Origin of the sequence: Kitasatospora sp. NPDC085895, from assembly GCF_040702125.1 — a bacterium.
Classification (GTDB): domain Bacteria; phylum Actinomycetota; class Actinomycetes; order Streptomycetales; family Streptomycetaceae; genus Kitasatospora; species Kitasatospora arboriphila.
Genome location: NZ_JBFBJY010000070.1, coordinates 13,375 through 39,564, shown reverse-complemented (window position 1 = coordinate 39,564; position 26,190 = coordinate 13,375). Strand labels below are relative to the sequence as shown.

Below are 26,190 nucleotides of genomic sequence, written 5' to 3'. Positions count from 1 at the left end.
GGTCCCGGCCGATACAAGCGGCCGGGACTGCACTTTTCGGCGACACGTAGCAGCCCCGGCCGGTCAGAGGGCCTCGATGTCGACCCAGCCGAGGTCGGTCAGCTCGACCGACAGGCCAGCGGCGCGGCGGCCACGGTCCTGGAAGTACTGCTCGCCGAGTGCGTCGGCGAGGATCCGCTGCTGCGCGGCCTCCGATGCTCCGGCGTCGCGGGCCTCGTACAGGCGGCGGGCCACCTCGCCGGGCATCTGCTGCGTGATCAACCGCTTCCGCGGATCATCCGTCGACCCGCCGGCGGACGAGAACCCGAACCGGCCCTGCACATGCAGCATGAACCCGGCAGTCTCGGCCTGGCGGCGGACCCGCTGCTTCACCCGCGGCTGCCACCCGGCGCGGACCCGCCGCTCGATCTGCCCGCTCGCGGCCGGCTTCGGTGCAGCAGCGCCCTTCAGCCAGCGCTGCACCGTGCGTTGCGAGGCCCCCGGTCGGCTTGGGATCAGGACACGAAACTGAGACGTCACACCCCTGATCTACCCGTCTCAAACCCGCGTCCCGTCTGCCATCACTTGGCCATCGAGCCTGAGATTAGGACACGGAATCTGAGCCCTACACCGCCCAGGGCGAGGCTCTAGATCGCCTTCTGTGGGGCGATCACGCCTCGTCCGGCCTTGCGCGGTCGGGGCCTTCAGTCGCCCTGAGGGGCTCTCAGGGCCGTTCCCGGGTCTTTTACAGTGCGAGGTCGGAGGCCAGGTTGGAGGTGGGGCTCCAACCGGGGCACTCGGTGGGCTGCGGGGTGGCGGCGCCGACGGGGTGAAGTCGGGCTCGTAGGCGTCGTCGTTCTCGAAGCGCCGGCCGACTTCTTCTTCGCGGGTCATGTCGACGAAACAGCTGTAGTGCCCCTGGAAGGCGACGGTGATGGTGGCGGTGGGGCCGTTGCGGTACTTGGCGACGATCAGGTCCCTGGAGCCTGGCAAGTTGATTTCAAAAAAGGCTAATAGGTCCGCGCAAGTGAACCGGATGCCGCACTACTCAACGCCGCTACCATAAGTAACCATGCGCTGTGGAGATGCGCCATGAGGTAAGCCGTGGTGAGCTAGAAGAAGATGGGATTAGAAAGTTATCCCATAATCCTCTGGGGTAGTAATGGCAAAGAATACCGCCAGGCTGGCCGCATTGGCTACTGCTGGGGTTTTAGCGCTCGGCTTGGCTTCCTGTAGCGGAGGCGGAAGCGGAAAGGCCTCCAATTCTATCATCGCCCAATCAACAACAGTTACTGCTCAAGCAACTGAGACCGTAACGGAGCAGGCAACGACAACAATCACTGCTACAACAACGCAAAGCGCGCCGCAGTCAACCCCAATAGCATCTCCACCTTCCTCGCTTACGACCGAGGATGAATTTCTTTCGACAGTACGACGTGACGTGGCGTCCGCAGCCAGCTGGGATGACCAGTTCATCCTTGTCGAGTCCAATGATATCTGCGACAAATATAATAACAGGGGTGCCACGTGGCAAGAGCTGATGGCTGAATGGACAGCCCCTGGCTACTCGTATCGTCTAACGCAGCATGAAGCCAACGCTTTCATTACCGATGCACTGGCTGGTTGCAACTTGCCGGAGGTGGCTACCGCCACCCCATGAGGGCCAGCTGATCCCGACAGGAAGATCATGCCTCGACTACGGCACCAGTATCATAATCTGTGATCTCCGTGATTTTGCATGGGACGGGCCCGTCGGGGACGTTGGTCACAGACGTCGAAGGGTTAGAGTCTACTGTGGAGTTCTTGCCGGTTTCCAGCGGCTTCACATTGTCCACGTAGATAGTGTCGCTGGCGTAGTGATCGGTATCGGTTCCAACCACTACGACAGTTTGGTAGGTGTGCTCGTTAAGAGGGTCTTTATTTTTTACATGTACGTTTTCGTAAATAATTGGAGTCCCATCCTCTCTACTTAGGCGGCAGTCCACTCCCCAAGATGCGTGAGAAACAGACGCGATTGAGGTTTCTGTTCCTCCGGGAGGAGGTGTACTTGCCCCTTCGGGAGGACTCGTCGGGGAGGACGATGGTGAGGGCGATACCACAGGTGGCGATGGCGACTGAGAGGAAGAGTTGCTGGGCGATGGCTTTGACGAGCTAGTTTTTTCCGAGCTTTGATTTGGAGCCTGGCATTGATAAATTCCAAACCCAATACCGGAAAGCGCAGCAATAATCGCAACTGCGTCCCTGAAAATCTTCCAGGCCTGTCCATCGGTATCTGTCACGCTAAAAGTATGAGTGCTGGATAGGCGATGTGTTCGTATCCACGCCGGTCCTAGTCGATCTCCGTAGCGTACAGAGGCATACGGGAGCGCCTTCAGCCACACCGCACTACCTCAGGGCACCCGACCATTCTCGCGGTCGTACTTGTCCCGGCGCGTGGCATGGAGCAGGCGAACCGCCCACCAGGGGTCACCGGTGGGCAGGCCGTGCTGGGCGGCCTTCTTGAGGGCGCGGGAGGGGTGGAAGGTCGAGTGGGATGGGCCAGCCGTCACGGGGGGTGGCGCTGGTGCTCGCAGGCCGGGCATTCCAGGTCGTCCGGGGCGGCTTTCCGTTCCAGCTCGCCGTCCGTGTCCTGGGCGCCGCCGAGCGGGCCGTGGCAGGTGTAGCGGGGTGCAGGGCGTCGTTGTGGGCGCGGTCCGCAAGCCGGACTGCCCGTTGCCTGGACCTTGTGCATAGAAGCCCCCGGGGCAGCATCCGGGGACGACTCCGGGGAGTCATAGAGAGTATTTCAACTGCCGCCGTGCCTGGTCTGTACCTTGACGGCCGCTCAGGACGGCGCTGGGGCGGGCATCGGAGCGCTGCCCCGCCCCGTCCTGCCGCACGCCGTCGGGCGGGGAGAGCCGCCCGGGGACAAGCTGGCTGAGGGGACGTGGGAGGATCACGGTCGGCTCCCCGGCTGCACGCCATTGCCCGCCGGGGAGCCGTGCCTCTTCCACCCCTGCCTACACCACCCCTGGCGGGCTTGCCGCCAGGAAAAGGCCGACAATGCCCTGGGCACCGGCCCGGCTCAGGCAAGGTTCTGCTCGAGGGCCATCTGCAGCAGGGCGACAGCGTCGAGCACGTCCCGGGACAGCCAGGGCTCGCCATCCGCCGCGTCGATGACCAGGCGGCCGTCGATGCACGTCCCCCACCAGTCGCCGACCATCGCCACCCACCCGACGGCCGGCCCGCCGTCGGGCCGGCGGACCGCGAACACCGACGGGTCCCTCTCCCAGCCGTCGACGAGCAGCGCCCCTTCCGCGGCGCTCCATGTCCCGGTCGGATCACCCAGGCCCCGGCCGAGCGGGGACAGCGACGTGCGCTCCGCATCGAGGGCCAGGCGCAGCGGCGCTCTGCCGACGGCGGTGCGGTGGTGCAGCGGGCGGCGCTGCACCGGTGCCGGCGCCGCCGGGGTTGCGACGCGCGGGGAAACAAGGTGTGGGGTTGCCGAAGTGGCGTCGGCCGCGCGGTCGCTGGATTCGTCGCGCGTCGTATTGAGCGCCGGCCCACTGGGGCTTGATCCGACGCGCGACGAATCCACTTCGCCAGCCGGCCCGGCCCCGACGGTGGCTTGCCCGGTGGATTGGCCCGCGCCCGTGGTGGGCCCGTGCGCGGCAGCGGCCTCGGCCTGGCGGCGGGCGACCAGCATCTCGTAGCGCAGCGCGTGGGCGGTGCGCAGCAGCCGCTGGACGGCAGCGGTGGCGCTGCGCTCCAGGAGGTCGAGGGCCTCGGTCCCGCGCGGGTCCGCCTCGCCCTGGCGGGAGGTCTCCAGGTTCTGCAGGAAGCGGGCCGCCGCGCGCTGCACGCCAGCGGCGACGTCGAGCAGCTCCTGGGCACCGGCGCCGGCCCCGTCCGGGGTTTCGACGCGCGAGGCAATCAGGGCGTCCGCCACCGCCCTCTGCTGCCCCTCGGCGCGCCGGCGCCGGTAGGCCTTCGACGAACACGACCGCGAGCAGTACACCGGCCGCCGACCCGGACCAGACGCGCGCAGCCCCGTCCCGCACTCCGGGCAGACCGGCCCCGCGGACGCAGCCTTGATCCCTCGCGCGTCGATTCCAGCCGCAGCCTTGATGCCCCGCGCGTCGAAACCCTCGTCCATGACCGGGGAGCGTAGCCGGTGCCCCGGACAGCACCCCGCCCCGGCCCGACGGGCCACTCGTGCGCACGCCGCCCACCGGCCCGCTGCGCATGTGCAACCACCCCATGCGCGTGCGCACAGCAGCCCGGCGCGCACGCGCACCCGGCCCGGAGACGGCCGCGCATGCACACGGAACGGGATGCGCACATGCGCACCCGGCCCGGCCGGGGTGCGCAGACCGGTGCGCAAGCGGCCCGGGCGTCCTGCGCAGCCGGGGCGACAGGCCCGAGGACCCGCTCGCGGACGCGGGACGGCCCAGCCGCCAAAAGGAGGGAGCGGCCGGGCCGATGGGCGGGCGACAGCACGACCCGCACCGTTGACCGTACGACCCACCGGGGCACCGGCCCGGCAGGCTCTCCAGGACGGCAGCTGGTCGGATCAGACCTGGTTGTCCGGCAGGTCGGTGTCGGCGGGGTGGCCTTCGCCGAGCCGGCGGCGGGCGCCGGGCACCGCGGGCAGAGCGTCCTCGATGCGCGGTTCCAGGAACGGGGCACGCTCCAGGCCGTATGGCGCGTCTTGGGTCAGCCGAGCCACTGGCCGGCAGGCCCACCCGGCCCGTCCTGGTCGTCCTCGGCCCGGGCCTGCTCGAGTTCCAGGAGCACGTTCAGCGCGGCGGCCGCACCCGCGGCGGCAGGCATGGCGGCGGTCGCCGCGTCGTACGCGGTCTGCAGGTCGCCGTCCTGCCAGGCCTGCACGGCCCGCTCCGCGAGGTGCTGCAGCTCGGAGAGCCCGGCCGGCGCCGCCTCGGGGATCGACTCTTCCCTCTCGCCCATCCGGTCATCATCACCGTGCATCGACGTGCCCGCCCGGCCACTCAGCCGGGCGGATTCTGCGGGTCGTGCCCGATGTCGAAGTGGTCGGCGACCAGGTGCAGGGCGTCGGTGAGGACCATCAGCCGGTCCAGGTCCGCGGTCGCGGCCGCCAGACCGACCGGATTCCCCGCCCGGCGGGCGTGCTCGCACGCCCGCCCCAACGCCGCCACCCCCACCTCATCGCACTCCCCCACCCCCCGCAGGTCCAGCGCCAGGCCGCCTGGGCAGCCTCGGGCCGCCGACAACAGCACCTCCGGCAGCTCCACGGCGCAGCGCGCATCGAGGACACCGGCCATCAGCAGCACCGTGGCCGAGCCGGCGGCCGCCAGGCGCAGCGTGAGCGCGCCCTCGGCGATGGCGCGCTCACCGAGCTCGGCGGGCCCGGGCGTCGAGGAGTCACCACTGGCAAGCACCGCATCCACCTCCCGTCGGGGTCGGGACGTCCCGCTTCTGTCCAGCGTCCCCCTGACCTGGCCACGCCACCCGGCGAGTACTGCCTGCCCGGTAGCGGGTCCTTGCCGGATTACCGGGCCGGAAATTCACAGGAAAGGTGGAAATGGAAAAGCCCCGGCCGTCGCAGGCGGCCGGGACCGGTGTTTATTGGCGACACGGACCCGCCTTGGGGCCGGTCGCAGGGCGTCGGCATCCGACCTGCGGCGAGAATGTCGGCCTGGTTGTCCTGGACGCGTCGGCGTCCCGGGCAGGGAACATCTGGTCCGCCGGGCCTCGGCCTACAAGAGGGCGGGGAGGCTGTTGGCGTCAGGTAGGTGGATCCATCCCTCGAGGGCGGCGGCTTCCTGCTGGCCGGGTTCGGGCAGCGCGGTCATGCCGCGCTGCGCAGCGCGGGCGGCCAGGGCCGCGATCAGCGCGTCGAAGGCGTGTTCGTTCCCGTCGTAGACGGCGAGCACGGCGTCATCGCCGTGCAGCCAGGGCGCGGCGGCGAGCAGCTCGGCGACCGATCGGCGCGCGCCCAGGCCCCAGCGGATGCGGGCCGCCCGGGGGTAGACCTCGACGATGCCCGTCGCGCCGGTGCGGTCCACCGGCCGGTCCCGGGCGGCGAGCTCGTCGGCCAGGTGCGCCCAGCGGGCGGCTGCGGCGCCGAGCTTGTCGAACGACACCGACAGCGGCGGCTGTCCCGGCCTGAGCGCCTCCCACACCAGCAGGTCCGTCTCGCGCAGCCGGAGCCTCGCCCGGTACTCCGCGCTGCCTTGGCCGCGCCCGGGCCACGGCTGGTGGCCGCCGTGCGCGGCCATCGCGCGGACGAACTCCGCCGGCCAGCCGAACGGGCAGTCGACACCCGCCCGGTCCTCCGCATCGAGATCGAGGAGCAGGCCCAGCAGGTCCTCGTCGGTGCACTTCAGGCGAGGCGCGGAGAGCACGGCACGTTCGCCGGTCCACTCGATCACGCACGCGGCCGTCGTCGCGGGACCCGCCGCCAGGTCCACCCCCACAGTTCTCATCCCCGCATCATGGCCGAACAGCCGACCCCCGGACAGGCCGAATGCGGCACCTCAGGAGCAATGACAGGCGCTGGACGACGCCCGGTGCCCGTATCCGAACCTTTCATCCCGGCTCGGTGTGTGAATACGGCGGTGTTCCCGGATCGGGAACGGGCGGGGAGCCGGGACGAGGCCGCGGCTGCCGGCGTTTCGCTGCGGTTGGGTCACCAGGTCATGCAGGCCCACATGGTGAGGGCCAGGGCGATCAGCCAGAACGCCGTCGCGAGCACGGCGCTCCACCCCGACGCGGCGTCCACGGCCACCTCGCCCAGGGACTCGGTCCATACGAGGAACGCCGCGGCAAGGATGACCGTCCTGGTCCTGCTGACACGCGAGAGCAGACGCGCGCAGGCCAGGCTCACGGCGCCGCCCCAGACGAGCAGCAGCGACCACAGGGTGGTCCAGCGGATCGGATCGAAGCGGGTACTGCTGCCTCCCGCGCGGATCTCCACCACCCGGCCCTTCCACACTTTGAGGCCGACCGTGGTGCCCTGTAGCGCGTTGTCGTAGACGCTCTTGTCGACGGCGTAGGCGGCGAGCCTGCCGGAGGCCCTGACGACGGTGAGCTGATAGACGGCGCTCTCGTCCCTGGCGCCGGTCCTGTCCTGCACGCGCGCGTCCTCGACGGTGACGCAGTCGTCGCCGTCGGCGTCCGCGGCGGCGCAGGTGGGGGCGCGAAGGTCGGCGACGGCGTCCTGGTGCTGGACCACCGCGAACGTGATGCCGAGCCCGAGCAGGAACAGACCGATGACCAGCAGGAGCGCGCGCGTGCGGCCCAGCGAAGACCCGGCGCCGGGCCGTACAGGGGGCGGCGGTGCAAGAGGCAGGCGCGTTGCGGCCCGGCCAGCCGGCACGGTCCGAAGTGGTGCCGGCGCGCTGCCTGGGGTGCTTCCCGGTGCGGGAGCGGGCTGTGAGGTGCGCTCTTGTGGTCCGGGGGCGACGAGGGCGGGCACCGCCTGTGCGGTGTCCGGCGCTGCCGGGTTCATCAGGTGCTCGACCTGCGCGCGGACCACCTGCAGTTCCCGGGCCAGGGCCGTGGCCTGTGCGCTGACGCGCTCCCAGTCCGCCTCGATCGTGCGGATGTAGTCGGTGGCGTGCTGGAGTTGCCGTTCCTTCTCCCCCAGGCCGGCCTCCAGGCGCAGGCGCTCCTCGCCGGCTTCGGCGAGCTGCCGGGCGAGGAGGTCCGTGTCCTGGGCGGCACGCCGCAGCTCCTCCACGCGCCGCTCCAGCAGGTCGCGTTCGCCGGTGGCGTCGGCCAGCAGGCGAAGAAGGCGGTCCGCTTCCTCGGAGCCCTGCTGGAGCCGGTGCGCATGCTGGTCCCGCTCGTCCTGCAGCATCTGCAGCAGCTCGTCGATCCGCACCTGCAGACCGCAGGTGAGCTCCTCCAGGTAGGCGATGCGGTTCGCGTCCGCGGTGCTGGTGCGCAAGGCCTCGCGGCGCAGGTCGTGGAGCTCGCGGCGGGCGTCGTCGTCGAGGCCGCAGCCATGGGTCTCGAGGAAGCGGAAGAAGCTGTCGAGGAAGTCCGCCGGGGCAATGCGCAGCCCGTTGAGGTAGCGGGACACCCCGGCCTCGGAGGAGTGGACCTCGGTGGCGAGCTGCTTCTGTGTGACGCCGGTCGCCGCGGCGCATGCCTTGAAGGCCTCGTTCATCGCCCGCCCGTAGCGCCGGGCGCCGTCCTCCGCGGCCATCCCCGCCCCGCCCCTCGCACCAGTCCCCCAGGCCTGTGGCCGCGATCCTCCCACCTGGGCCGGCTCTGGTGTTGCCATCTCGCGGGAACAGGCTCTTCCCGCTTCCGCAAGATCAGCAAGCACTCCAGCGTGGAGGGACCAACCGCACATCCTGAAGGGGGAACCTCCATGGCCCGCAGACCTGCCAGGGCGCTGTCGTCGGTGTACCCGGCGCTCCTCGCGCTCATCCCCGTCCTCGCCCAGGCGCCCTGGTGGGTCCAGGGCGCCGCGATTCTCGCCGCGACCGCCGCCACCCCTCCACCTGGTCTTCCCGCAGAACTCCGCCGACCGCCTGGCCTGGTGGCACGCCTGGTGGGAACGCCCCCACACCGACCGCACCACGCCGCGACGCCGCCGGCGGGCAGGCCGCACCCGATGACCGGCCCGTCCCGGCCCCCGGCCTTCCAGTCGGTGCGGCCGGAGGATTCCTCGCACGCGACGTCACCGGCCCGGCAGACCAGCGGCTGCAGATGAGCAGACGAGATCGCTCGCCTGCCACCGGGCACGCCGCTGCCGAGCCGGGAAGCTCCCCACACAAGGAGGCCGGCCCGGTGGTCCCGGACGCTGCGGCGGCAGGGCACGCCAACGACATGCGCCGACCGTCGTGGACGTCCTGGCCGGAGGCTGATGACGGCAGGGCAGGGCGTCATCGGGGATTGTTCAGAACCCGGTTCGAACCGGGTGCCGACAGGGGTGCCGGGTGCGGATATCCGCTGGTCAGGACCCTGTTATTTCCCCTGGTGGTCAACGTTATTCACTCTGCCGCAACGGGTGCCTGCCTTGGTCCCATTGGTCTCGGCGGCAGGGTGCCGCCATGCAGGAGTCCAGGAGTGATCATGGTCGACAAGGCCACCCGCCCTCAGCCGGTGCCCGCGGCTGCGGAGGAGAGCGCGCAGGACACCGGGGATGCCGGCGCCGCCGCGCAGCGGCGCCGGACGCTGCAGCGTCTGACCCGCACGGCCGCGTTTAGCGCGGCCCGGGCGGTCGGCTCCGGGCTCGGGGCCGCCGCGGTGACCGCGGTCGTGTGGTGGTGCCAGCACCACTGAAATCGGCACCGGTGCTGTGCGCAGCACCGGCGCGCCTCGCAAGGCCCTGCCGGCCCGGTACTGCGCCGGGCCGGCAGGGCCGTAACGCACCACTTGCCCGCCGTGTCACGGATGCACGGTAGGTCACCGGCTGTGGGCGGCACCCGCTTGGCTCACAGTGCCGGCTGGAAGATGATGGTAAGTCAGATCGGCGGTCGGGGGCGGCTGTAAGAGGTCAGAGAGTGGGGCGGTGGACGTGGGCGAGGTCGAGAAGCCGAGGAAGCCGGGGCCGCCGCTCAAGAAGCTGCCGACGCTGCCCCCGGCGCATGAGCTGGAGACGCTTCCGGGCAGGCAGCGTGGGCATTGGGCGAATGTCGCGTTCGCCGAGGCTCTGCGCGAGAGGGTGATCCACCCCCTGCGGGAGGCGGACATCACCTACAAGGACATCGAGCAGCACCTGCGCACTGAGGGCACCAGCGCGACGAGCATCTCCAAGTGGGTCAACGCAGAGCAGCTTCCCCCGAGCCGGGACATCGTGCTCGCCCTGCTGACCCTGGAACCTGCGCCCAAAGCCGCTGCCGGCACCCTGTCCGAGCAGTCCCAGGCAGCCGAGTCCTCGCGGATTGCCCAGACGAAGCGGGTGGAGCCCGCCGTCCGGGCTGAGGTACTGAGCCTGTACAGCGACGCGCTGAAGTTCAACAAGCCCGTGCTTTACGAGCTCTATGCGTTGGAGGACTCCGAAGAGGTGGAGCAGCTCGTCCGGCCCGTCGAGCATCGGCTGCGCGAGGCACGAGCCGCGGGCGAGGCCGCACGCACCCTGTGTCGATACCTCGCCACCGGAGCCACCACACTGCGCGCAGAACTCACCGCCAGCCAGGAGAGCCGACGCGACGACCTCGTCCAGCTCAAGCGGCTCGTCGAGACCCTCGAACACCGGCTGCACGACGCACGAACAGCAACCGAGGCCGCACGCACCCTGTGCCGATACCTCGCCACCGGAACCACCGCACTGCGCGCAGAACTCACCGCACTGCACGCCGAACACGACAACACACATAAAGCCCTCAACACCGCCCAAAGCTCACTCGCCACGAGCCAGGAGAACCTGCGCAACGACCTCGTCCAGCTCAAGCGGCTCGTCGAGACCCTCGAACACCGGCTGCACGACGCACGAACAGCAACCGAGGCCGCACGCACCCTGTGCCGATACCTCGCCACCGGAACCACCGCACTGCGCGCAGAACTCACCGCACTGCACGCCGAACACGACAACACACATAAAGCCCTCAACACCGCCCAAAGCTCACTCGCCAGCACTATCGAAGCCGAACAGGAGCTCAGAGGCCGCCTGGCCCGGAGCGAAGCGCAGGCGCGACGCGACGGCTCCACTGCGGAGAGGCTCACGGCGGAGAACTCCCGGCTGCGCCGGGAGGCGGCCGGGCTGCGGGAGTCGGAGCGCCTGGCGGGCAAGGAAGCCCGGGCGGCCCGGACGGCCGCCGAACGTACTGGTCTGCAGCTCCAGGAATCCCTGCAACGGGAGGCTGCGCTGCGAGCCCGGCTGGAGGCACAGGCCCGGGCCGGCGCCGCGCGTGAGGAGGTGCTCAACCGCGCGCTCGCCGACTGCCGGGGCGCCCTCGCCCACGCCCAGGCAGACCTGGTCAGCGCGCGCGGCTCTCTGGCCGCACAGCTGGCGATCGTCGCCGATTTGAAAGAGGAGATCGGCGAGTACGGCAAGGAGATGCGCTACGCCCTGGCCCTCAACCACGACCTCGAACAGCGGCTGAGTACCGCCCATGCCATCAAGACCACTCCGGCGGGCGACGGCGGTGTGGAGGTCGGGCCGGCGATCGGAGCCGGGCCGGACGTCGGGCCGAAGCCGCTCCCGGACAACGTCCCCGGCATGCCCCAGCGCCGGCTCGAAGAGCCCGGCAGCCAGACCCTCGCACCCCACGACACCCCATACCTGAACGAAACGGTATATTCCGGCTCGGAAACAATGCCGCCGCGCCCCATCGGCACCGGAGCTGGCGGCTGGAGACGGCCATCCGGCGGCTTCGACGCCATGGTCCGCCGGTGGATCGCCACTCAGCTGGACACACGCGAGAGCGGCGGCACGTCCACCGGCCGGGCGCTGGGCGCGGGGCACACCCCACACTCAACCGCCGGCCCCGGCCCGCTCGCCGCTAACGGCGGGCACCAGCACGCCTTCCCCGACCCGCGTCCGGACCTCCCGCCGCCCGACCTGCACCGGGCCCTCCCGACAGCGCCTGCCGCCAGTGCCGCGGACGCCGGATCGGGGTGGTATTCCATCAGCTACCCCACCGGCATACGTGATCTGTTCTCCGCCTGGTCCGCCCTCGCAGAGGGCAGCGCCGCAGCCACGACCATTCCCACCGGGGTGGGCTCGGACAACACCGCCGCCGTCCGCAGTCTGATCGCCGCGCTCACCCGCCCCGGGCACTACCTCGTCATCCCCCGCCTGCTGTACCCGGCCCTTTTCCCCGCGCCGCCACCCAGCCCGGCCCTCCCCGCGCCGCGACCGCGCCCGGCCCTCCTGCCATCCGCCACCGGCACCGGCACCGGCACCGGCACCGGCACCACAGACGCCCGGCACCACGACGACGCCAGTGCCGTCTGCGCTGCTTTCACCCGCATCCTCACTGACGATGTCCTCCGACGGGCCGACGACACCCGGGACTGGTCCCGCGCCCTGCCCTACACCCTGGCCCGCCTGGCCCACCATGCCACCCGCGCCGGACTCCTCGACCAGTTTCTCACCGACGCCGACTACCTCGTCCATGCCTCCCCCAGCGGCCTGGCCCCCTGCCTGGACCACGCCCGCAACGACACCGCCCGCCTGAACGCCGCCGTCTACCGGGCCCGTCTCCACCTCCACGACAACGCCACCCCCTCCACGCGCCGGCAGATCCTCGCTCTCGACGCCGCCCGCGCCGGCGCCCACCGCCTCCACCGCGAACTCAGCCGCCGCATCCCGCCCGGCGATTGGGCACCGCACTGGGCCACCGGCAGTGCCGTCGGCCCCGCCCACCCGGGCACCGGCACCGGCACCGACCACACCCGGCCCGTGTCCACGGCGGCATGCACGATGCTGAACGGCCGGTCCGTCGCCGTCACCGGCGGCGGGGACGGCACGCTCCGGGTGTGGGACCTGGACACCGGCCAGCCCGCCGGACCCACGATCACCGCCCACACCGGCACCGAGCCCGCCGTGGCGTGCACCGTGCTGAACGGCCGGCCGATCGCCGTCACCAACAGCTGGGACACCACCGCGCACGTCTGGGACCTGGACACCGGCCGGCCCGTCGGCGAACCCCTCACCGGCCACACCGACCGTGTCTCCGCCGTGGCCTGCACGGTCATCGGCGGCCAGCCCGTCGCCGTCACCGGCAGTTACGACTACACCCTCCGCATGTGGGACCTGACAAGCGGCCAGCCCATCGGCAGGCCCATCCCCACCACCGGCTGGGTACTCGACCTGGCGTGCACCACCCGGTACGGCTCGCCGATCGCCGTCACCACCACCGAGGACGGCAGCATCCGGATCTGGCACCTGAACGGCGGCCACCCCTGGGGCACCTCGCTCACCACCCACGACAACACCGTATTCGCGGTGGCCTGCACGGTCCTCGACGACCGACCCGTCGCCGTCACCGGCAGCGACGACAACACCGTCCGCATCTGGGACCTGAGCACCCGCCAACCAATCGGCGAACCCCTCACCACCACCGGCACCGTCCGCACCCTGGCGTGCACCGTCCTCGACGGCCGCCCCGTCGCCGTCACCGCCGACACCGACAACACCGTGCACATCTGGGACCTCACCACCCAGACAGCCACCGCCACCATCCCGGTCGAGAACCCCAACGCCCTCGCCATCACCGACACCGGCGACCTCGTCATCGCCTTCCACAACGACATCGCCCACTACCGCCGCCAACCCCGAAACCGCACCATCCGCACCTGACCGGGCATGCCGCACCGAAGCGCTTCGGGACGCGGCCATGCGGTTGCGAGGCAGCGGCGCCCGGCGGCTGGACACCCCCAGTCGAGGCGGCGACTGTGTACCGCCGGCCGCCCTGGCAGGCAGTATCCTGCCGGGCTCTGCAGGATCCGGCCCGCGATGAGAGACGGTCAGTCGACGGACACCCCCGTGATCGCGGGCGAGGCCTGCGAGACCGTCGGCCCAGCCCTGGCCGACGGCACGGAGTTTCCACACCTCGCCGCCGGCATGGGGGTGGCGGTAGAGCTCGGCAACGATCATCGCCTTAATCGCCGGGTCCCGCTGCGGTTCAAAGGTCCAGGTCTCGTTGCCGGCCTCGACGGTCAGCACCGGGTCGACGAGTTCGTCGCAGGCCGCACCGCTCTCGACATCCATCTTGACCGAGATGACGACCCGTCGGGTCTGCTCCGGCAGGCGGGCCAGAGCAACGGCGGCCTGCCCCGTTCTGCAGCCGTCTGCTGCCTGCTCGGGCAGGAGCCGGCAGGCGCCGCCGGCGGCCTGGGGCTGGTTGTAGAAGACGAAGTCGTCGTCGGACGCGACCTTCCCGTCCGGTCCGGTGAGCAGCAGGGTGAGGTCGGCTGGTGTGCCGGCGGTGGTGAAGCTGATGAGGAGGTCCTGGACGGCGTGGGTGGGGAGGGGGGTGTTCTGTCCGGCGACCAGGTGCAGCGTTTGGGTTTCGGTGCCCTGGGTGGTGGCCGGAGCGGCTGCCGGGGGCGCGGTGGGCATCGGGGGAACGGCGGCGGGCACCGGGGCGGGCGCGGGTGCGACCGTGGTGGTGGCGTGGTGCCACTGCTCGAAGGGGACGACGGCGTACGGGTCGGGGCGGTCGGGGGCGGTGCTGGCCGGGGTGGTGAGGTCGATGTCGAGCCCGGTCAGCGTGGTGTTGGGGTCGTCGTCGACGTTGGCCACCAGGTCGCGCAGGGCGGGGACGCGGCTGATGTCGAGGGGCTTGAGGGTCGTGGACAGGTGGCCGGACGGTGTGGTGGTCACGGCGCAGGCGACTTCGTCGGCGATGCCGGTGAAGCGGAGGGCGTCTTCGGGCCGGGTCCAGGGGGTGGTGGCGATGGCCTGGCGGGTCCATCGGCCGTAGGCGGCGATGCCCAGGCGGTGGGTGCCGGGCAGGCGGGTGAGGACGGCGAGGTCGATGGCGTCGATCGCCGGGGCGACGGCGAAGCCTTCCTTGAGGGTGGCGATGATGTTCGAGCCGAGGGAAGTCAGCCACCACAGCATGCGGTCGCGCTGGGACAGTGCCTTGAGGGTGGGGCGGCCCGTGGGGGTGAGTGCGGGTGTCTGGTGGGGCAGGCTGTCGATGTCTTGCTGGCGGATCACCACGGACATCACCGCGCCGTCGACACCGACGGCACAGCCAGCGGCGGGGTTGTCGGAGAACGCGTGGTTGACCATGTCGCAGACCGTGGCGGGATCGTTGGTGATCAGGGCGTTCCACCACGCCTGCGCCTCGTGCTGCAGGTGCTGGTGCACGCCGTGGAGGCGCTGCTGTTCGGCGGCCAGGTAGGCGGGGGCCTGCGTGTCGGCGTGCACGCGGGCCTCGGCGCGGCGTGCGTGGGCCAGCCGCGACACATCACGCAGGTGGAAGGCGCGGGCCTGGGACCGTGCCCACTGCAGGGTCAGCTCGGGCGGGACGGGGACCGCAGGCGGCTGGAGAGGCGGAAAGGTCTCCAGATGAACGCTGGTGGTCTGCAGGCGCAGCTGGTGCAGGAAGGCGATCGAGGCGTCACGGGCAGCGTCCTGCTGGGCGCGTTCGGCCTGCAGCTGCGCCTGGCGCAGCTGCGCGGCTGAGGGTGCTGCTGCCCGCCGCGGGGCCGGCCTGCGGTTCACCGTGGTGGCCACCGTGTGGCTGCCCGGGAGCAGGTGCTCCGTGCTCCGGACCCGGCGGCAGGTTACGGCCGAGGACGGGCCGGCCGCTTTCACCGCGGCGGGTGCAGGGGCCGGCCCGGGGGTGGGCGCAGCGGTGCGGGCAGGCGGCCGAAGGCGCGGGTTCCCGGTTGGGGAGCTCGTCATCTCCTGCGTGTCCCACGCTCCGCGGCCCCCCAATCCGGGCCTGCCCCGGTCGGGGCAGCAGTGGATTGCTGCGTCGCGCTACGGAGGTCCCTGCCGTGACCGGTACTTGATCTGGGGGTGTTCGGTGGAGCAGCCCGGTGGGGTGTTTTGGTGACCGGATCGACCTGCTGCCCAGGGACGGTGTCACCGGCGGCGCCGCTCTCGTCATCGTCTGCCTTTGGCATCGGTCGGCTGTACGTGCGGCGCCGATACACCGCCGACAGGACACGGCCCTGCTGTCAATTCCTGGTCCCTCATCGTCGACGCTGCCCATCTGCCGCCTGGACCGTGGCCCGGCCGGGCCGGCCGGGTGGGTGGGCCGGCCGGGTGGGTGGGCCGGCCGGGTGGGTGGGCCGGCCGGGTGGTGGGTGGGCCGGGTGGGCCTATGGCCAGTGGATGAACGCCGCGCCGGGCTCGTGCGGGCCGGCGGCGGCGTCGCGGATCCCGGGCAGCCCGCGGCTGCGGCCGTAGCCGGTCAGGGCGATGCGGTCGTCCTCGATCCGGACCGCGCCCACGGCCTCGTAGAGGCCAAGGGCCCTGGCGACGTCCCGGGCCACCACGACCTTCCAGGAGGTCAGGCCCGCGGGCTGGCGTTCCTCGAGCTGGTGGCGGGCCGTCAGTTCGTCCCAGACCGTCCGGGCGGCTTCGTCCTCGGTGAGCGGCCCGGCATCGAGGCGCCGCCACAGGGCGGGAAGGCCCGCGCTGAAGTCCGCCGGGTCTTCGAGGTGGAGGCGGACGGACTGCCAGCCGCAGCGGGAGTCCTCGAATCGTGACACGGCCGCGAACAGCGCATCCTGGAGCGCTGCGGGGTCCTCCCGCAGGCGACCGGCTGCGGGTCCGGGGCGCAGCCGTGGGCCGTCGGTCGCGACCAGGTCGGCGATGTGGGCCCACGCCAGCAGCACCTGCACACCGCGCAGGGGCGCGGCGGAGCGGCTTTCCGTCTCGTTGCCGCCGGTTTCCAGCAGATCGACGAGTTCCCGCGCGTCCGCGCGCAGGAGCTGCCCCGTCGTGGTCAACTGCCTGCCTCCGCCGACCCATCCGATCAGGGCGAGCATCTGCCCCACCGCCGTCGGCAGCACCCCGGCTTCGGTGCGGCCGGCTTCCCCCGGCCCGGGTACGGCGTCACGCGTCGTCCCCGGGCGCAGCTCGGTCTCCAGCACGAACTCATCCCCTTCCCCCGGCCCGGGAGTTCCCCCTGGCCCCCTTCACCGTATGTCAGGGCGGGTCGCCGTCCTGCCAGGGAGCACCCGGGCCCAGCGGCGGCGCGATCTGGGTGCTGGTCGGTGGGGCCGGCGGCGGGTGTTCTCGTCGGCGGGCGGCGCGTTCGCGGCGAGCCGGGCGGCCGTGGGGCGGAGGGCGGGGATGTCGTCGTCGGTCATCTGATCGCTGTTCTCGTGGCGCAGCCGCTGTGTTCGCTGCTCGGCGAGGTCGGTGAGGTCCGTGAGGTCCGTGAGGTCCGTGAGGTCCGTGAGGTCCGTGAGGTCCGTGAGGTCCGTGAGGTCTGTGAGGTCGGTGAGGTCGGTGAGGTCGGTGGCGGGAGCGCGGGCGGGCGTGTCGGGCAGGGTAGGGCGGGCCACTGCCGTCGTGGGTGAGCGGCACGACCCCGCCGAAATCGCTGTCGGTGGGCGGGAGGCGGAGGCCGGTTGGTGGAAGAGGCCGCGGGGCGGCGGCGCGGTCGGGGCCCGGTCGGGGGTACGTCCCCCGTGTCGGCCGCATCGTCGGCGTAGAACCGGTGGTCGGCCACCGACCGCAGGCGGTCCTGCCAGGTCGCCCTGGGCGCAGGAGTCGTCCGGGGCGAGGAGGAAGAACATGCCGGCGTTCACCGCACCGTGATCCCGGCCCGCGGCAGGACGCGGCGGGGCGGGGCGCGGCGGGGGGACGTCGGCCTGCGGGTACCCGGCCCGCGGCCGAGCGCGGCGGGGGCACTATTGCGATGCCGCGCCGGTCAAGTGGTTACGGCCGGACTGGACCAAGGTGTCGGTTGTGCTGAAGCGTGGCCGCGCCGACGGTCCCAGCGTCTGGCGTGGATGAGCCGGACTTCCCGCCAACGGGTCGTCTTTCGGCGGGTCCCCAGCAACGAACTGCTGTGCCTTGGCCTGAGCCAGGGCACAGCATCTGCCGGCATCACTGTCAGGGTGCGACGACCCCGTTGTCAGCCCGGATCGGCGGCCTGGAGATGATCAGGTCACGGGCCCGAAGGTGGCGCTCGTCGTGCTGGTGCCGCCCGGTGTGGTGACCGTGATGTCGTAGCTCGAGGCGGTGACGAGGCCGGTGGGCGTGGTGACCTGAACCTCCATGGCGCTGAGGCCGGTGATGTCGGTGGCGTGGAACACGGCGGCGGTGACCGTGTCAGTGAAGATGACGTCGCTGACGTCGACGAGGTCGGTGCCGCTGACGGTGACGCCCGACTGGCCGGCCGATCCGTCGGTGGGGGATACCCCGGTAACCGTCGGGAGGTTGTAGTAGGTGAACTGGGAGGCGGCTCCGGCGGGGATGCTGGTGCCGCCGGGGCTGGTGACGGTGACGTCCACCGACTGCGTGGTGGTGGTGAAGCCCGTCGTGTTGGTGGGAGGGGTCGCGTTCAGCAGGGTGTCCCCCGTCCTGCTGTTGATCGTGCCGGCGCCGGCGACGCCGAAGGTGACCGCGGTCGCGGTCGCGAAGCCGGTGCCGGTGAGGTTGACGGCCGGCGGAGTGAGCGGCCCGGCGTTCGCGACCACAGCCGAGCACATCGGGGTGGCGATGTAGAAGAACGGCTTGCTGTTGCTGGTGGAGGTTCCCACGGTCACGCTGACGTTGGTCTGACCGGCGCACCCGCTGGGGACCGTGGTGGTGACGGTGGTGGTGGCACCGGTGGCGGCGACCGCCTTGGAACCGAAGTTCACCGTCACGGCAGAGGTGCCGAAACCGGTGCCGTTGATGGTCAGGGAGTCCCCAGCCTTGCCCTGGTTGACGCTGAGGGAAGTGATGGTTGCCATGATGTGTCTCCTTCTCTGGGGGTACTGCTCGAATGAGTGGGACTGGGAGGAAGACGTAACGCGGGCAGCCCGATAGGGCGTAGGCCGTCGGAGAGGGACCGCGTGGTCCCGGAGCCACGTGGGACGCGGGGCTGCCGGTGACGCTGACTTCGTGAGGAGAGAGCCGGCGGCGGAGGTGTCCGGATAGGGGGCGTCCGGCTCGTATGGCGTTTTCCTGGCCGCTGTTGTGCCGTCACATCCACCGGTCCCGAGCAAGGACACGGCACCAGCTCAGGGATTCCGGAGATTAATCTGCCTACTACCACCACAGGGCACCCGTGGCGACGCCCGAAGGCTGAAGAACCACAGCCTCAGCAGGGCTGTCACTTCCGCAGGGGGTGGGCAGCCCACCTGACCGGATGGTCGCATTACGCCACCCGGTGGATACTTTCCGCAATATAGCTGACGGGACATCACCCATTTGGCCGACACTGGCACGGCAGCCGCCCTCAGATCATCAAGAAGCGGCAGCGGCGTGTGCTGCGCGTGAAGGAGATGGTGCTGTCGCTGTCCGCGCAGGGTCTGACGCACCCTCTCCGCGCACCTGGCCGAGGCCCATGGCGCGAGCGCGTCCAACCAAGTCCACGATCCCGACCATCACCGATGAGGGTCGTGCACGGGATGCCGGAGTGACAGAACCGTCCCCAGGACCCGGCCGCCCGAGGGGCAGGTCCCGCCCGCGTCGGGAGGACCGGTGGCGATAGGCAGTGGGGGCAGCCGCAGCAACTGAAGCGCTGTGCGAGCAGGACGGAGTGAGGGGCGCCATTGTCGGCGGATTTGCCGGCCGCGGGAGCTCCGCCGTTCGGGTGACGTGACGTCACCGTGGTTGCCAATGGCATAACGCGAATGGGTTACTGTACGCATCCGAACGGGTGGGCCGCCCATCCCCCCGCGGGGAAGTGGCAGTTGGCCTGCCGTCGGCCTCAGTGGCGGCGTTCCAGGCCGGTGCCACTCTGGGCACCCCCGCGGAGGGCAGGATCCATCAGCCGGGGCCGCCGCGGCGGCCCCGGCTGGTGCGGCCGAGTCACACTTCGACCGAAAACCGGCATAGCTCCCGTGTCCTTTCGACCGATCGTGCGCCACCATGGCCGACCAGGTTCGGCTGCCGTCCCGACCACTGCCTGAGTGCCCGCCAGGGCAACACCGGTCTGGCCTTCCCACCGCCGTTCGGATCGGCCGCCTCATCGGGAAGACGGTTCGCGTTTCCCGACGCCCGGAGCGTGGACCCTTCTCAGGCCCAGCTACCCGTGGCCACGTCGACGGGGCGGGATTCCGGACGGTCTCAAGCCGCGGGCTCCAGACGCGGAAAGATCCACGGCAGCCGTACGGCCGCTGATGAGCATCGGTGACACACCGCCCGTAAAGGAGAGATCGCCCCACGCGCGCACATCAGTCCTCCTGGAGGCACATCATGCCTATCAGCCCGAACCAGGGATCCACCGGCGGAGGGACCACGGTGACCATCACCGGGACCAGCCTGGCCGGCGCCACCGCCGTGAGGTTCGGCAGCAAGCCAGCCACCATCACCGCCAACACCGCCACCTCGGTCACATGTATCTCACCGTCGGGCGCCGGTACGGCGGATGTCACCGTGACCACCGCGGGCGGGACCAGCAACCCGCTGTCGTTCTTCTACGTCGGCGCGCCGTTCAAGGCCTTCCTGAGCGCTACGTCCGGTCCCATGACGGGCGGCCACGCCATCACCATCGCTGGTACCGGGCTGTTCACCGCGACGGCCGTCACCTTCGGTGCCAACAGCGTGACACCGACAGTGATCTCCGATAGTCACCTCGATGTCACCACCCCGGCCGCGACCGCGGCCGGAGTGGTGAACGTCAGCATCACCACGGCGGGCGGCACCAACAACGGCTTCCTTTACACCTATGTCGGGGCCCCGGTCATCACGAGCCTCACTCCCGACCAGGGGACGGCATTCGGGGGGACCGACGTTGCGATCGCCGGTAGTAGCCTCACCTACACCGACGAGGTCCGCTTCGGCGATGCCTCAGCATCCTTCGCCGCGGTCTCCGACAACCTGGTCCTCGCCACCGCGCCGCCGGGAACACCCGGCACGATCACCGTCACCGTCCACAGCCCGGGGGGAGACAGCAACGAACTCGCCTACCAGCAGTACCAGCCGTGAGCAGGGCGGGGCCTCGAACAGTGCCGTGTCCGCCATAGCCACCGCCGTCGCCGTCGCCCGAGTTTTGCTGCGAGCCTCATAGGTCATGCCGGTCGACCGGGCGCTGTTGTTCTGTGCCGCGGGCCCATCGCGGTCGGGGCCGATGCGAGTGCGACGCCCGTGTTGTCCGGCTGATTCCGTCGGCGGCCGCCGGAGCCGAGCGCGGGGCAGCAGAAACGCACCTGCGGCTATCCAGCGAGGTTCGACACGCTGAGGAATACCGCTTCACGCGGGAACACACATCCGCTATGGCGCATTTGGTACGTTTTGGGCCGTGTTGAGGATGGTGAAGGTGACGGCGAGGCTCACCGCTGGATGGTCAGGCATCACCCGGCCAGGCACGGATCGACGTGGACACGGCAGCAGGAGACCATCCGCCGCCGCGGTGATGCACCGCCCGGTCCGGACGATTACGACAAGGCACAACCGCAGCCGCGGACTGTGTCGCCTGCCATATGCGGTTCACGCTGCGGTTCTTGCCGTCGTGTGGACGCTGATCGGGGTGGTGGTCGGGCCGTCCCAGGTCGCCCGTGCCGCGGGCGAGTGCACGGCGAGCCTGTGCGTCCTCAACGCGAGCGCCGCGAACGCCCTGTACGTCCACCCCGGCAGCGTGCAGGTCACCGGCAGCATCCTGGTCAACTCGACGAACAGTCAGGCCGCCCTGGTCAGCGGCACCACCACGGTCACCGCGATCGGGGGCACCATCGGCGGCCCGGCCGCCCCGGCCGGCTTCACCACCTCCGGCGGCGGCTCCTACAACCCCGCCCCGACCAACCAGAGCGCCGCCACCGACCCCTACGCGGCGCTGGCCCAGTGTCCGGCCGCCGCTGCCTGTCCCACGACACCGGCCGCGCCGTACCCCAGCATCAACCACCTCGTCTCCGGGACCCAGACCATCAACCCGGGCGTCTACACCAACATCACGAACCTGGCCGGCACCCTCGCGCTCAACCCCGGCACCTACGTCGTCACCGGCGGCATCACGATCTCCAGCGGGAAACTCACCGGCACCGGCGTGACGATCTACCTCGCCTGCCCGACCTACCCCACCGCGTGCGCGGCGTCCACCAGCGGCGCGTCCTTCACCGACCAGACCGGCGGCAAAACCACCCTCAGCGCACCGACCACCGGGGCCTTCACCGGCTTCTCCCTCATCGCCGACCGCAACAACACCGCCACGGTCACGGTCTCGGGAAACGGCTCCTGGCTCACCGGCGGCGGCGCGATCTACACCGCCGCGGGCAAGCTGACGGCCGCATCCGGAGGCAAGTCCAGCTTCACCCGAGCGGTCGTGGACACCGTCGAGACCAGCGGCAGCAACGCCTCCCAGATCAGCGTCATCCCCACCAACGGCACCCTGTCGATCAGCGTGCCCACCACCGCGGGCCTCGGCAGCGCGGCACCCGCCGGCACCGTCAGCGCGGCCCTCGGCACGGTGACCATCACGGACCAGCGGGGGCTGATCACCAGTACATGGACGGCGACGGTGACCGCCACGAACTTCACCACCGGCGGCGCCACGTCCGCCGAGACGATCACCACCACGAACGTCTCCTACTGGTCCGGAGCCGCGACCAACTCCACCGGCACCGTGACAGTGACGCCCGGCCAGGCCGACGCCTCGGCCAAACAGGCGCTCAACAGTGCGAGAACCGCCTTCAGCTCCACCGGCAACGGGAACAGCTCCACGACCTGGAACCCCACGGTGGTGATCACGCTCCCCGCCCCCTCGGTGGTCGGCACCTACACGGGCACCATCACCCACTCCGTCGCCTGACGCCGCGGTACGCAGGCCCCCATCCCCGGTGGCCGTGACCCCCGAAAGCCGCGTAGAGGCCCACAGGCCCTCCACGCCCACCAACGCGACCCCGACATCTGCCGCGACCTCGGCGACCACCAAAGCGAGGGCATGGTGTGGAACAACCTCGGCGTCGCGTGGCCGGCCCCTGCCACCGACAGACAGGGGCCGCCGGACCACCCACAACCAGCGCCTTCACCAACACCACCGTGCGCGCGTGAAGCCGCCGCCCCCTGCCCGGGGCGGCGGCTTCACGGCCTGCCGACGTCTTGCAGGCAGGCCGCGGGGCCCGTCGCCCCAGTCGCGACGGGCCCCGCGGTGTCCGGTGGTGCGCCTGCGGGTCGTCAGCCCTTGAAGGCGGTGGTGCCGTTCGGGGTGCCGAGGCCGGTCGGGCCGTCGTAGCCGGCCGTGGCCTTGCAGAGGTAGGACGGCGAGCAGCTGCCGTTGGAGCCGCTGGTCACGTCGTACAGCGAGCCGGTGTGGGCGTACGGGAACGACGTCGGGCTGGAGCCGCCGGACGGGGCGCCGGCCAGGGCGTAGACGCTCGCGATGATGGGCGCGGAGGCGCTGGTGCCGCCGTACACCGCCCAGCCGCTGCCGCCGTAGGTCTGGTAGACGGCGACGCCGGTGGCCGGGTCGGCGACGGCGGAGACGTCGGCGATGGTGCGCTTGGCGCAGCCGGTGTCCTTCTGCCAGCTGGGCTTGGCGTCGTACTTCGAGCAGCCGGAGCCGGTGCCTTCGGTGGAGTTGGTGGACCAGACGGTCTCGGTCCAGCCGCGGCTGCTGGTGTCCTTCTTGAGGGCGGTGCCGCCGACTGCGGTGACGTACTTGGAGGCGGCGGGGTATTCGGCGCCGTAGGCGGAGTCGCCGGCGGAGACGGTGACGGCGACGCCGGGGTGGTTGAAGTATGCGCTGTCGTAGGAGGTGTCGGCGGAGGACTCGCCGCCGCCGTAGCTGTTGGAGACGAACTTGGCGCCGAGGTTGACCGCGGTGTTCACGGCAGTGCCGAGGTTGGCCATGGTGGCGCTCTTGGCCTCGACAAGGATGATCTTGGCGTTCGGGGCGATCGCGGAGACCATGTCGAGGTCGAGCGATATCTCGCCCGCCCAGCCGGAGTTGTTGGAGGGCAGGGTGCTGGTGCCGGTCTGGGAGACCTGGCGGAAGCAGCCGCTGGCCTTGGTGCAGGCGGGCAGCCCGTACTGGGCGCGGTAGGTGTTCATGTCCGACTCGGCACTCGGGTCGTTGTAGGCGTCGACGATCGCGATCGTCATGCCCGCTCCGCCGTTCGCCGGAAGCTTGTACGCGCTGAGCAGGTCGCTCGGGCCCAGGCCGGACGGGGTGGCGTTCGGGGTGGTACCGAGCGCGTGGACGTGTTCCACCGTGCTGGTGACGCGCAGCGCGTGGCAGGCCATGGTGTCGCCCTTGGCGAGGGTGTCGCACGCCTTGACCCAGGACGTGCCGTCCTCGGAGTGGACCTGCGGCGAGGCGGCCGCGCCGGCGGGCACGGCGGTCGCCAGGCCGGAGAACCCGAGGACGGCGGCGCCCGCGACGGCGAGCGCGGTACGGCGGAATGCGGCGGAAGTGCGCATGGGGGAATTGCCTCCTGCGGTGGGGTGACCGGAAGCGGTTCTCGCCCGGGCCGGACGCGCGGGTGGGTGTCCGGGCGCACGGCAGGGCAGGCTCGGCGGCGGGGTCGTGGGGCTGCCGCCGAGCCGGGCGGATCTGTGGAACCTTGGGTACTGGCGTTCGACGCTAGGTGGGCGTGCTCACGCCGAACAAGGTGGGGGAAGCAATCCGAACCAGGCTTTTACCCGGCGGTGGTGAGGCCTTGTCAGTCCCGCCCCGATCGGCTGGGGAGTGTTTGCTTCCGCTTCCCGGCCACCGTCTTGCCGACTGACGATTCGTGCGAATCGAAACTGGGCCGACAGGGGGTGCGGCTGTCCGGCGCGCCGCGTACCCGGAGATCCGGGCCCCGGGCCGCCTCGACGTTCATCATGCGAGGAGTTGCCGTCATCGTCGCCGTGCTCCACGCGGCCCGGGCACATGTACGGCCTGTCCCCGAAGGAGGCACGAGGTGGCCGAGAACCGGCCCGATGGCGCCGGCCAGGACAGTGGACGACCGGATGACCGTGCAGAAGTCGGCCACGTGCACGCCCACGGACCGGCGGCCCCTGTTTCGGCACACCTGCGCAAGGTCATTGCCGCCGTCCTCGTCCCGTTCGCGGCGGCGGTCGTGGTGGGGCTCATTGTGCTGTGGCCGGGCGGTGTTCCCCCGCACGAACGCACGGGGGTCGGCTTCGACCAGCAGGTCCAGCACGGCACGGTGACCAAGGTCGAGGAACTGCCGTGCAGCTCCATCAACCCCCAGGACAAGGGCACCTGCCAGCAGAGCACCGTCAAGGTCACGACCGGGCCGGACAAGGGCCGCACCTTCACCACCGTCGTCCATCCGGCCGAGCTCCGGCGATTCGAAGCGGGCGAGGACGTGGTACTGAGCTACTCGCCCGGCGCTCCGCCGGAGCTTCAGTACACCGTGATCGACGTGGGCCGGGACGTCCCGATGGCCCTGCTGGCCGGCCTGTTCGCTCTGGCCGTGCTGGTGGTCGGGCGCTGGCGCGGCCTGACGGCACTGATCGCACTGGCGATCAGTTTCGCCGTCCTGTCGCTGTTCATCCTTCCCGCCATCCTGCACGGGTCGGATCCGCTGCTGGTCGCGGTGGTCGGCGCGAGCGCGATCATGCTGGTGGCCCTGTACCTGTGCCACGGGCTGTCCGCCCGCACATCCGTCGCCGTGCTCGGAACGCTCATCTCATTGGCGCTGATCGGCGTCCTCGGAGCGGTGTTCACCAACTGGGCACACCTCACCGGCAACACCTCCGAGGAGACCGGACTCGTCCACGACCTCTACCCGAACATCGAGATCCGCGGCCTGCTGCTCGCCGGGTTCATCATCGGCTCACTCGGCGTCCTCGACGACGTGACGGTCACCCAGACCTCGGCGGTGTGGGAACTCCACCAGGCCGACCCCGCCATGGGCGCACGCGGCCTCTACCGTGCCGGCCTGCGGATCGGCCGCGACCACATCGCCTCCACCGTCAACACCCTGGTCCTCGCCTACGCCGGCGCCGCGCTGCCCCTGCTACTGCTCTTCTCGATCGCGCACCGCGACTTCCTGTCAGTGGCCACCAGCGAGCTGGTGTCGGAGGAGATCGCCCGCACGCTGGTCGGCAGCATCGGCCTGGTCGCCTCGGTGCCGGTCACCACGGTCCTTGCCGCGCTGATCGCCGCCGCCGACCACCCTGAAGGTGCCGACGGCGGCTACCGCCACGCATCAGGCTGACGTGGCGCGCCACCTGGGAGGACGCACCGCGGTGCTGCTGTTCGTGCCGCCTGTCGGGAGACTGAGGCAGGCGCCCGGATCGGGGTCTCGGCAGACGCGATGGCACACCCCAAGTGCCGTGTCACCCGATCAACGCATCTAGTCGTTTTCGGCCGTGCAGGCAGTGCAAGTTCCGGCGAGCTCGACCGTGTGGTGGACGTCGGCGAAGCCGGACTGCGCGGCGATCCGCGCGGCCCAGCGCTCCACCGGGCCGGACTCCACGGCGAGGCTGTGGCCGCAGCGGCGGCAGATCAGGTAGTGCTGGTGGTCGGTGCCCGGCCGGTGGCGGTACAGCCGTTCGCCGTGGTCGTCGCGAACCACGTCGGCGAGGCCCGCGGCTGTGAGCGCGGTCAGCGTCCGGTACACGGTGGAAAGGCCGACCGAGGCTCCCGCCGAGACCATCCGGATGTGCAGCAGCTGGGCGCTGACGAAGCCCGGGCAGCCGGCGAGAGCCTGCCGGACGAGTGCGCGCTGCGGGGTCTCCCTCCAAGGCGGCACCGGCATCTGGCGCCTCCTCAC

17 protein-coding genes and 2 pseudogenes are annotated in these 26,190 nt (G+C 70.8%); 6 read left to right on the top strand and 13 right to left on the bottom strand.

Annotated features, from left to right (window positions below; translation table 11 throughout):
* Window positions 1-63: 63 nt before the first annotated feature.
* The 7 genes from AB0442_RS32020 to AB0442_RS31990 all read right to left on the bottom strand — a co-directional run bounded on the left by AB0442_RS32020 (window position 64) and on the right by AB0442_RS31990 (window position 8,152).
* On the bottom strand, window positions 64-261 hold the full coding sequence (locus tag AB0442_RS32020) for a terminal protein Tpg-like protein (protein WP_366167116.1): 198 nt from the start codon (window positions 259-261) through the stop codon (window positions 64-66).
* 2,782 nt (window positions 262-3,043) lie between these two features.
* Window positions 3,044-4,114 (bottom strand): hypothetical protein, encoded by a 1,071-nt coding sequence (locus AB0442_RS32015; protein ID WP_366167115.1) that lies wholly within the window; start codon window positions 4,112-4,114, stop codon window positions 3,044-3,046.
* 417 nt (window positions 4,115-4,531) lie between these two features.
* Complete coding sequence (locus AB0442_RS32010) at window positions 4,532-4,687, bottom strand: hypothetical protein (RefSeq protein ID WP_366167114.1); 156 nt, start codon at window positions 4,685-4,687, stop codon at window positions 4,532-4,534.
* Window positions 4,675-4,926, bottom strand: coding sequence for a hypothetical protein (locus AB0442_RS32005; protein WP_366167113.1), 252 nt, complete (start codon window positions 4,924-4,926; stop codon window positions 4,675-4,677). Before AB0442_RS32005 ends, AB0442_RS32010 begins: the two co-directional genes overlap by 13 nt.
* A gap of 41 nt (window positions 4,927-4,967) precedes the next feature.
* Entirely contained in the window at window positions 4,968-5,378 is a 411-nt protein-coding gene (locus tag AB0442_RS32000; protein ID WP_366167112.1) for an STAS domain-containing protein, read from the bottom strand.
* Window positions 5,379-5,696: 318 nt separating this feature from the next.
* On the bottom strand, window positions 5,697-6,425 hold the full coding sequence (locus AB0442_RS31995; RefSeq protein ID WP_366167111.1) for a DUF429 domain-containing protein: 729 nt from the start codon (window positions 6,423-6,425) through the stop codon (window positions 5,697-5,699).
* A 203-nt stretch (window positions 6,426-6,628) separates the two neighbouring features.
* On the bottom strand, window positions 6,629-8,152 hold the full coding sequence (locus AB0442_RS31990) for a helix-turn-helix domain-containing protein (protein ID WP_366167110.1): 1,524 nt from the start codon (window positions 8,150-8,152) through the stop codon (window positions 6,629-6,631).
* 869 nt (window positions 8,153-9,021) lie between these two features.
* Between AB0442_RS31990 and AB0442_RS31985 the strand changes: the two genes are divergently transcribed.
* Both AB0442_RS31985 and AB0442_RS31980 read left to right on the top strand, forming a co-directional pair.
* A complete protein-coding gene (locus AB0442_RS31985; RefSeq protein WP_366167109.1) occupies window positions 9,022-9,237 on the top strand; it encodes a hypothetical protein in 216 nt (71 codons plus the stop codon).
* 229 nt (window positions 9,238-9,466) lie between these two features.
* Entirely contained in the window at window positions 9,467-13,201 is a 3,735-nt protein-coding gene (locus AB0442_RS31980; RefSeq protein WP_366167108.1) for a hypothetical protein, read from the top strand.
* 246 nt (window positions 13,202-13,447) lie between these two features.
* Here the strand turns inward: AB0442_RS31980 and AB0442_RS31975 are convergent.
* The 4 genes and pseudogenes from AB0442_RS31975 to AB0442_RS31960 form a co-directional block, all read right to left on the bottom strand.
* Window positions 13,448-13,963 (bottom strand): annotated as a pseudogene (locus tag AB0442_RS31975) (TerD family protein); the annotation flags it as partial.
* 1,718 nt (window positions 13,964-15,681) lie between these two features.
* Window positions 15,682-16,458, bottom strand: a complete 777-nt coding sequence (locus AB0442_RS31970) for a hypothetical protein (protein ID WP_366167107.1) — start codon at window positions 16,456-16,458, stop codon at window positions 15,682-15,684.
* Window positions 16,459-16,503: 45 nt separating this feature from the next.
* Window positions 16,504-16,875, bottom strand: coding sequence for a hypothetical protein (locus tag AB0442_RS31965; protein WP_366167106.1), 372 nt, complete (start codon window positions 16,873-16,875; stop codon window positions 16,504-16,506).
* A gap of 603 nt (window positions 16,876-17,478) precedes the next feature.
* Window positions 17,479-18,273: an IPT/TIG domain-containing protein gene (locus tag AB0442_RS31960; RefSeq protein WP_366167105.1), complete on the bottom strand. Its 795-nt coding sequence runs from the start codon at window positions 18,271-18,273 to the stop codon at window positions 17,479-17,481.
* Between the two features lie 477 nt (window positions 18,274-18,750).
* Here AB0442_RS31960 and AB0442_RS31955 point away from each other — a divergent pair.
* The 3 genes and pseudogenes from AB0442_RS31955 to AB0442_RS31945 form a co-directional block, all read left to right on the top strand.
* Window positions 18,751-18,942 (top strand): annotated as a pseudogene (locus AB0442_RS31955) (transposase); the annotation flags it as partial.
* Between the two features lie 781 nt (window positions 18,943-19,723).
* Window positions 19,724-20,455 (top strand): IPT/TIG domain-containing protein, encoded by a 732-nt coding sequence (locus AB0442_RS31950; RefSeq protein WP_366167104.1) that lies wholly within the window; start codon window positions 19,724-19,726, stop codon window positions 20,453-20,455.
* A gap of 523 nt (window positions 20,456-20,978) precedes the next feature.
* The gene (locus AB0442_RS31945; protein ID WP_366167103.1) at window positions 20,979-22,271 is read left to right on the top strand and encodes a hypothetical protein; all 1,293 of its coding nucleotides are present in this window, start codon (window positions 20,979-20,981) and stop codon (window positions 22,269-22,271) included.
* 365 nt (window positions 22,272-22,636) lie between these two features.
* Here AB0442_RS31945 and AB0442_RS31940 read toward each other — a convergent pair whose 3' ends face one another.
* Window positions 22,637-23,881, bottom strand: a complete 1,245-nt coding sequence (locus AB0442_RS31940) for a S53 family peptidase (RefSeq protein ID WP_366167102.1) — start codon at window positions 23,879-23,881, stop codon at window positions 22,637-22,639.
* Between the two features lie 557 nt (window positions 23,882-24,438).
* Here AB0442_RS31940 and AB0442_RS31935 point away from each other — a divergent pair.
* Window positions 24,439-25,632, top strand: coding sequence for a YibE/F family protein (locus tag AB0442_RS31935; RefSeq protein ID WP_366167101.1), 1,194 nt, complete (start codon window positions 24,439-24,441; stop codon window positions 25,630-25,632).
* 138 nt (window positions 25,633-25,770) lie between these two features.
* Here AB0442_RS31935 and AB0442_RS31930 read toward each other — a convergent pair whose 3' ends face one another.
* Window positions 25,771-26,175, bottom strand: coding sequence for a transcriptional repressor (locus AB0442_RS31930; RefSeq protein WP_366167100.1), 405 nt, complete (start codon window positions 26,173-26,175; stop codon window positions 25,771-25,773).
* Between the last annotated feature and the right edge of the window lie 15 nt (window positions 26,176-26,190).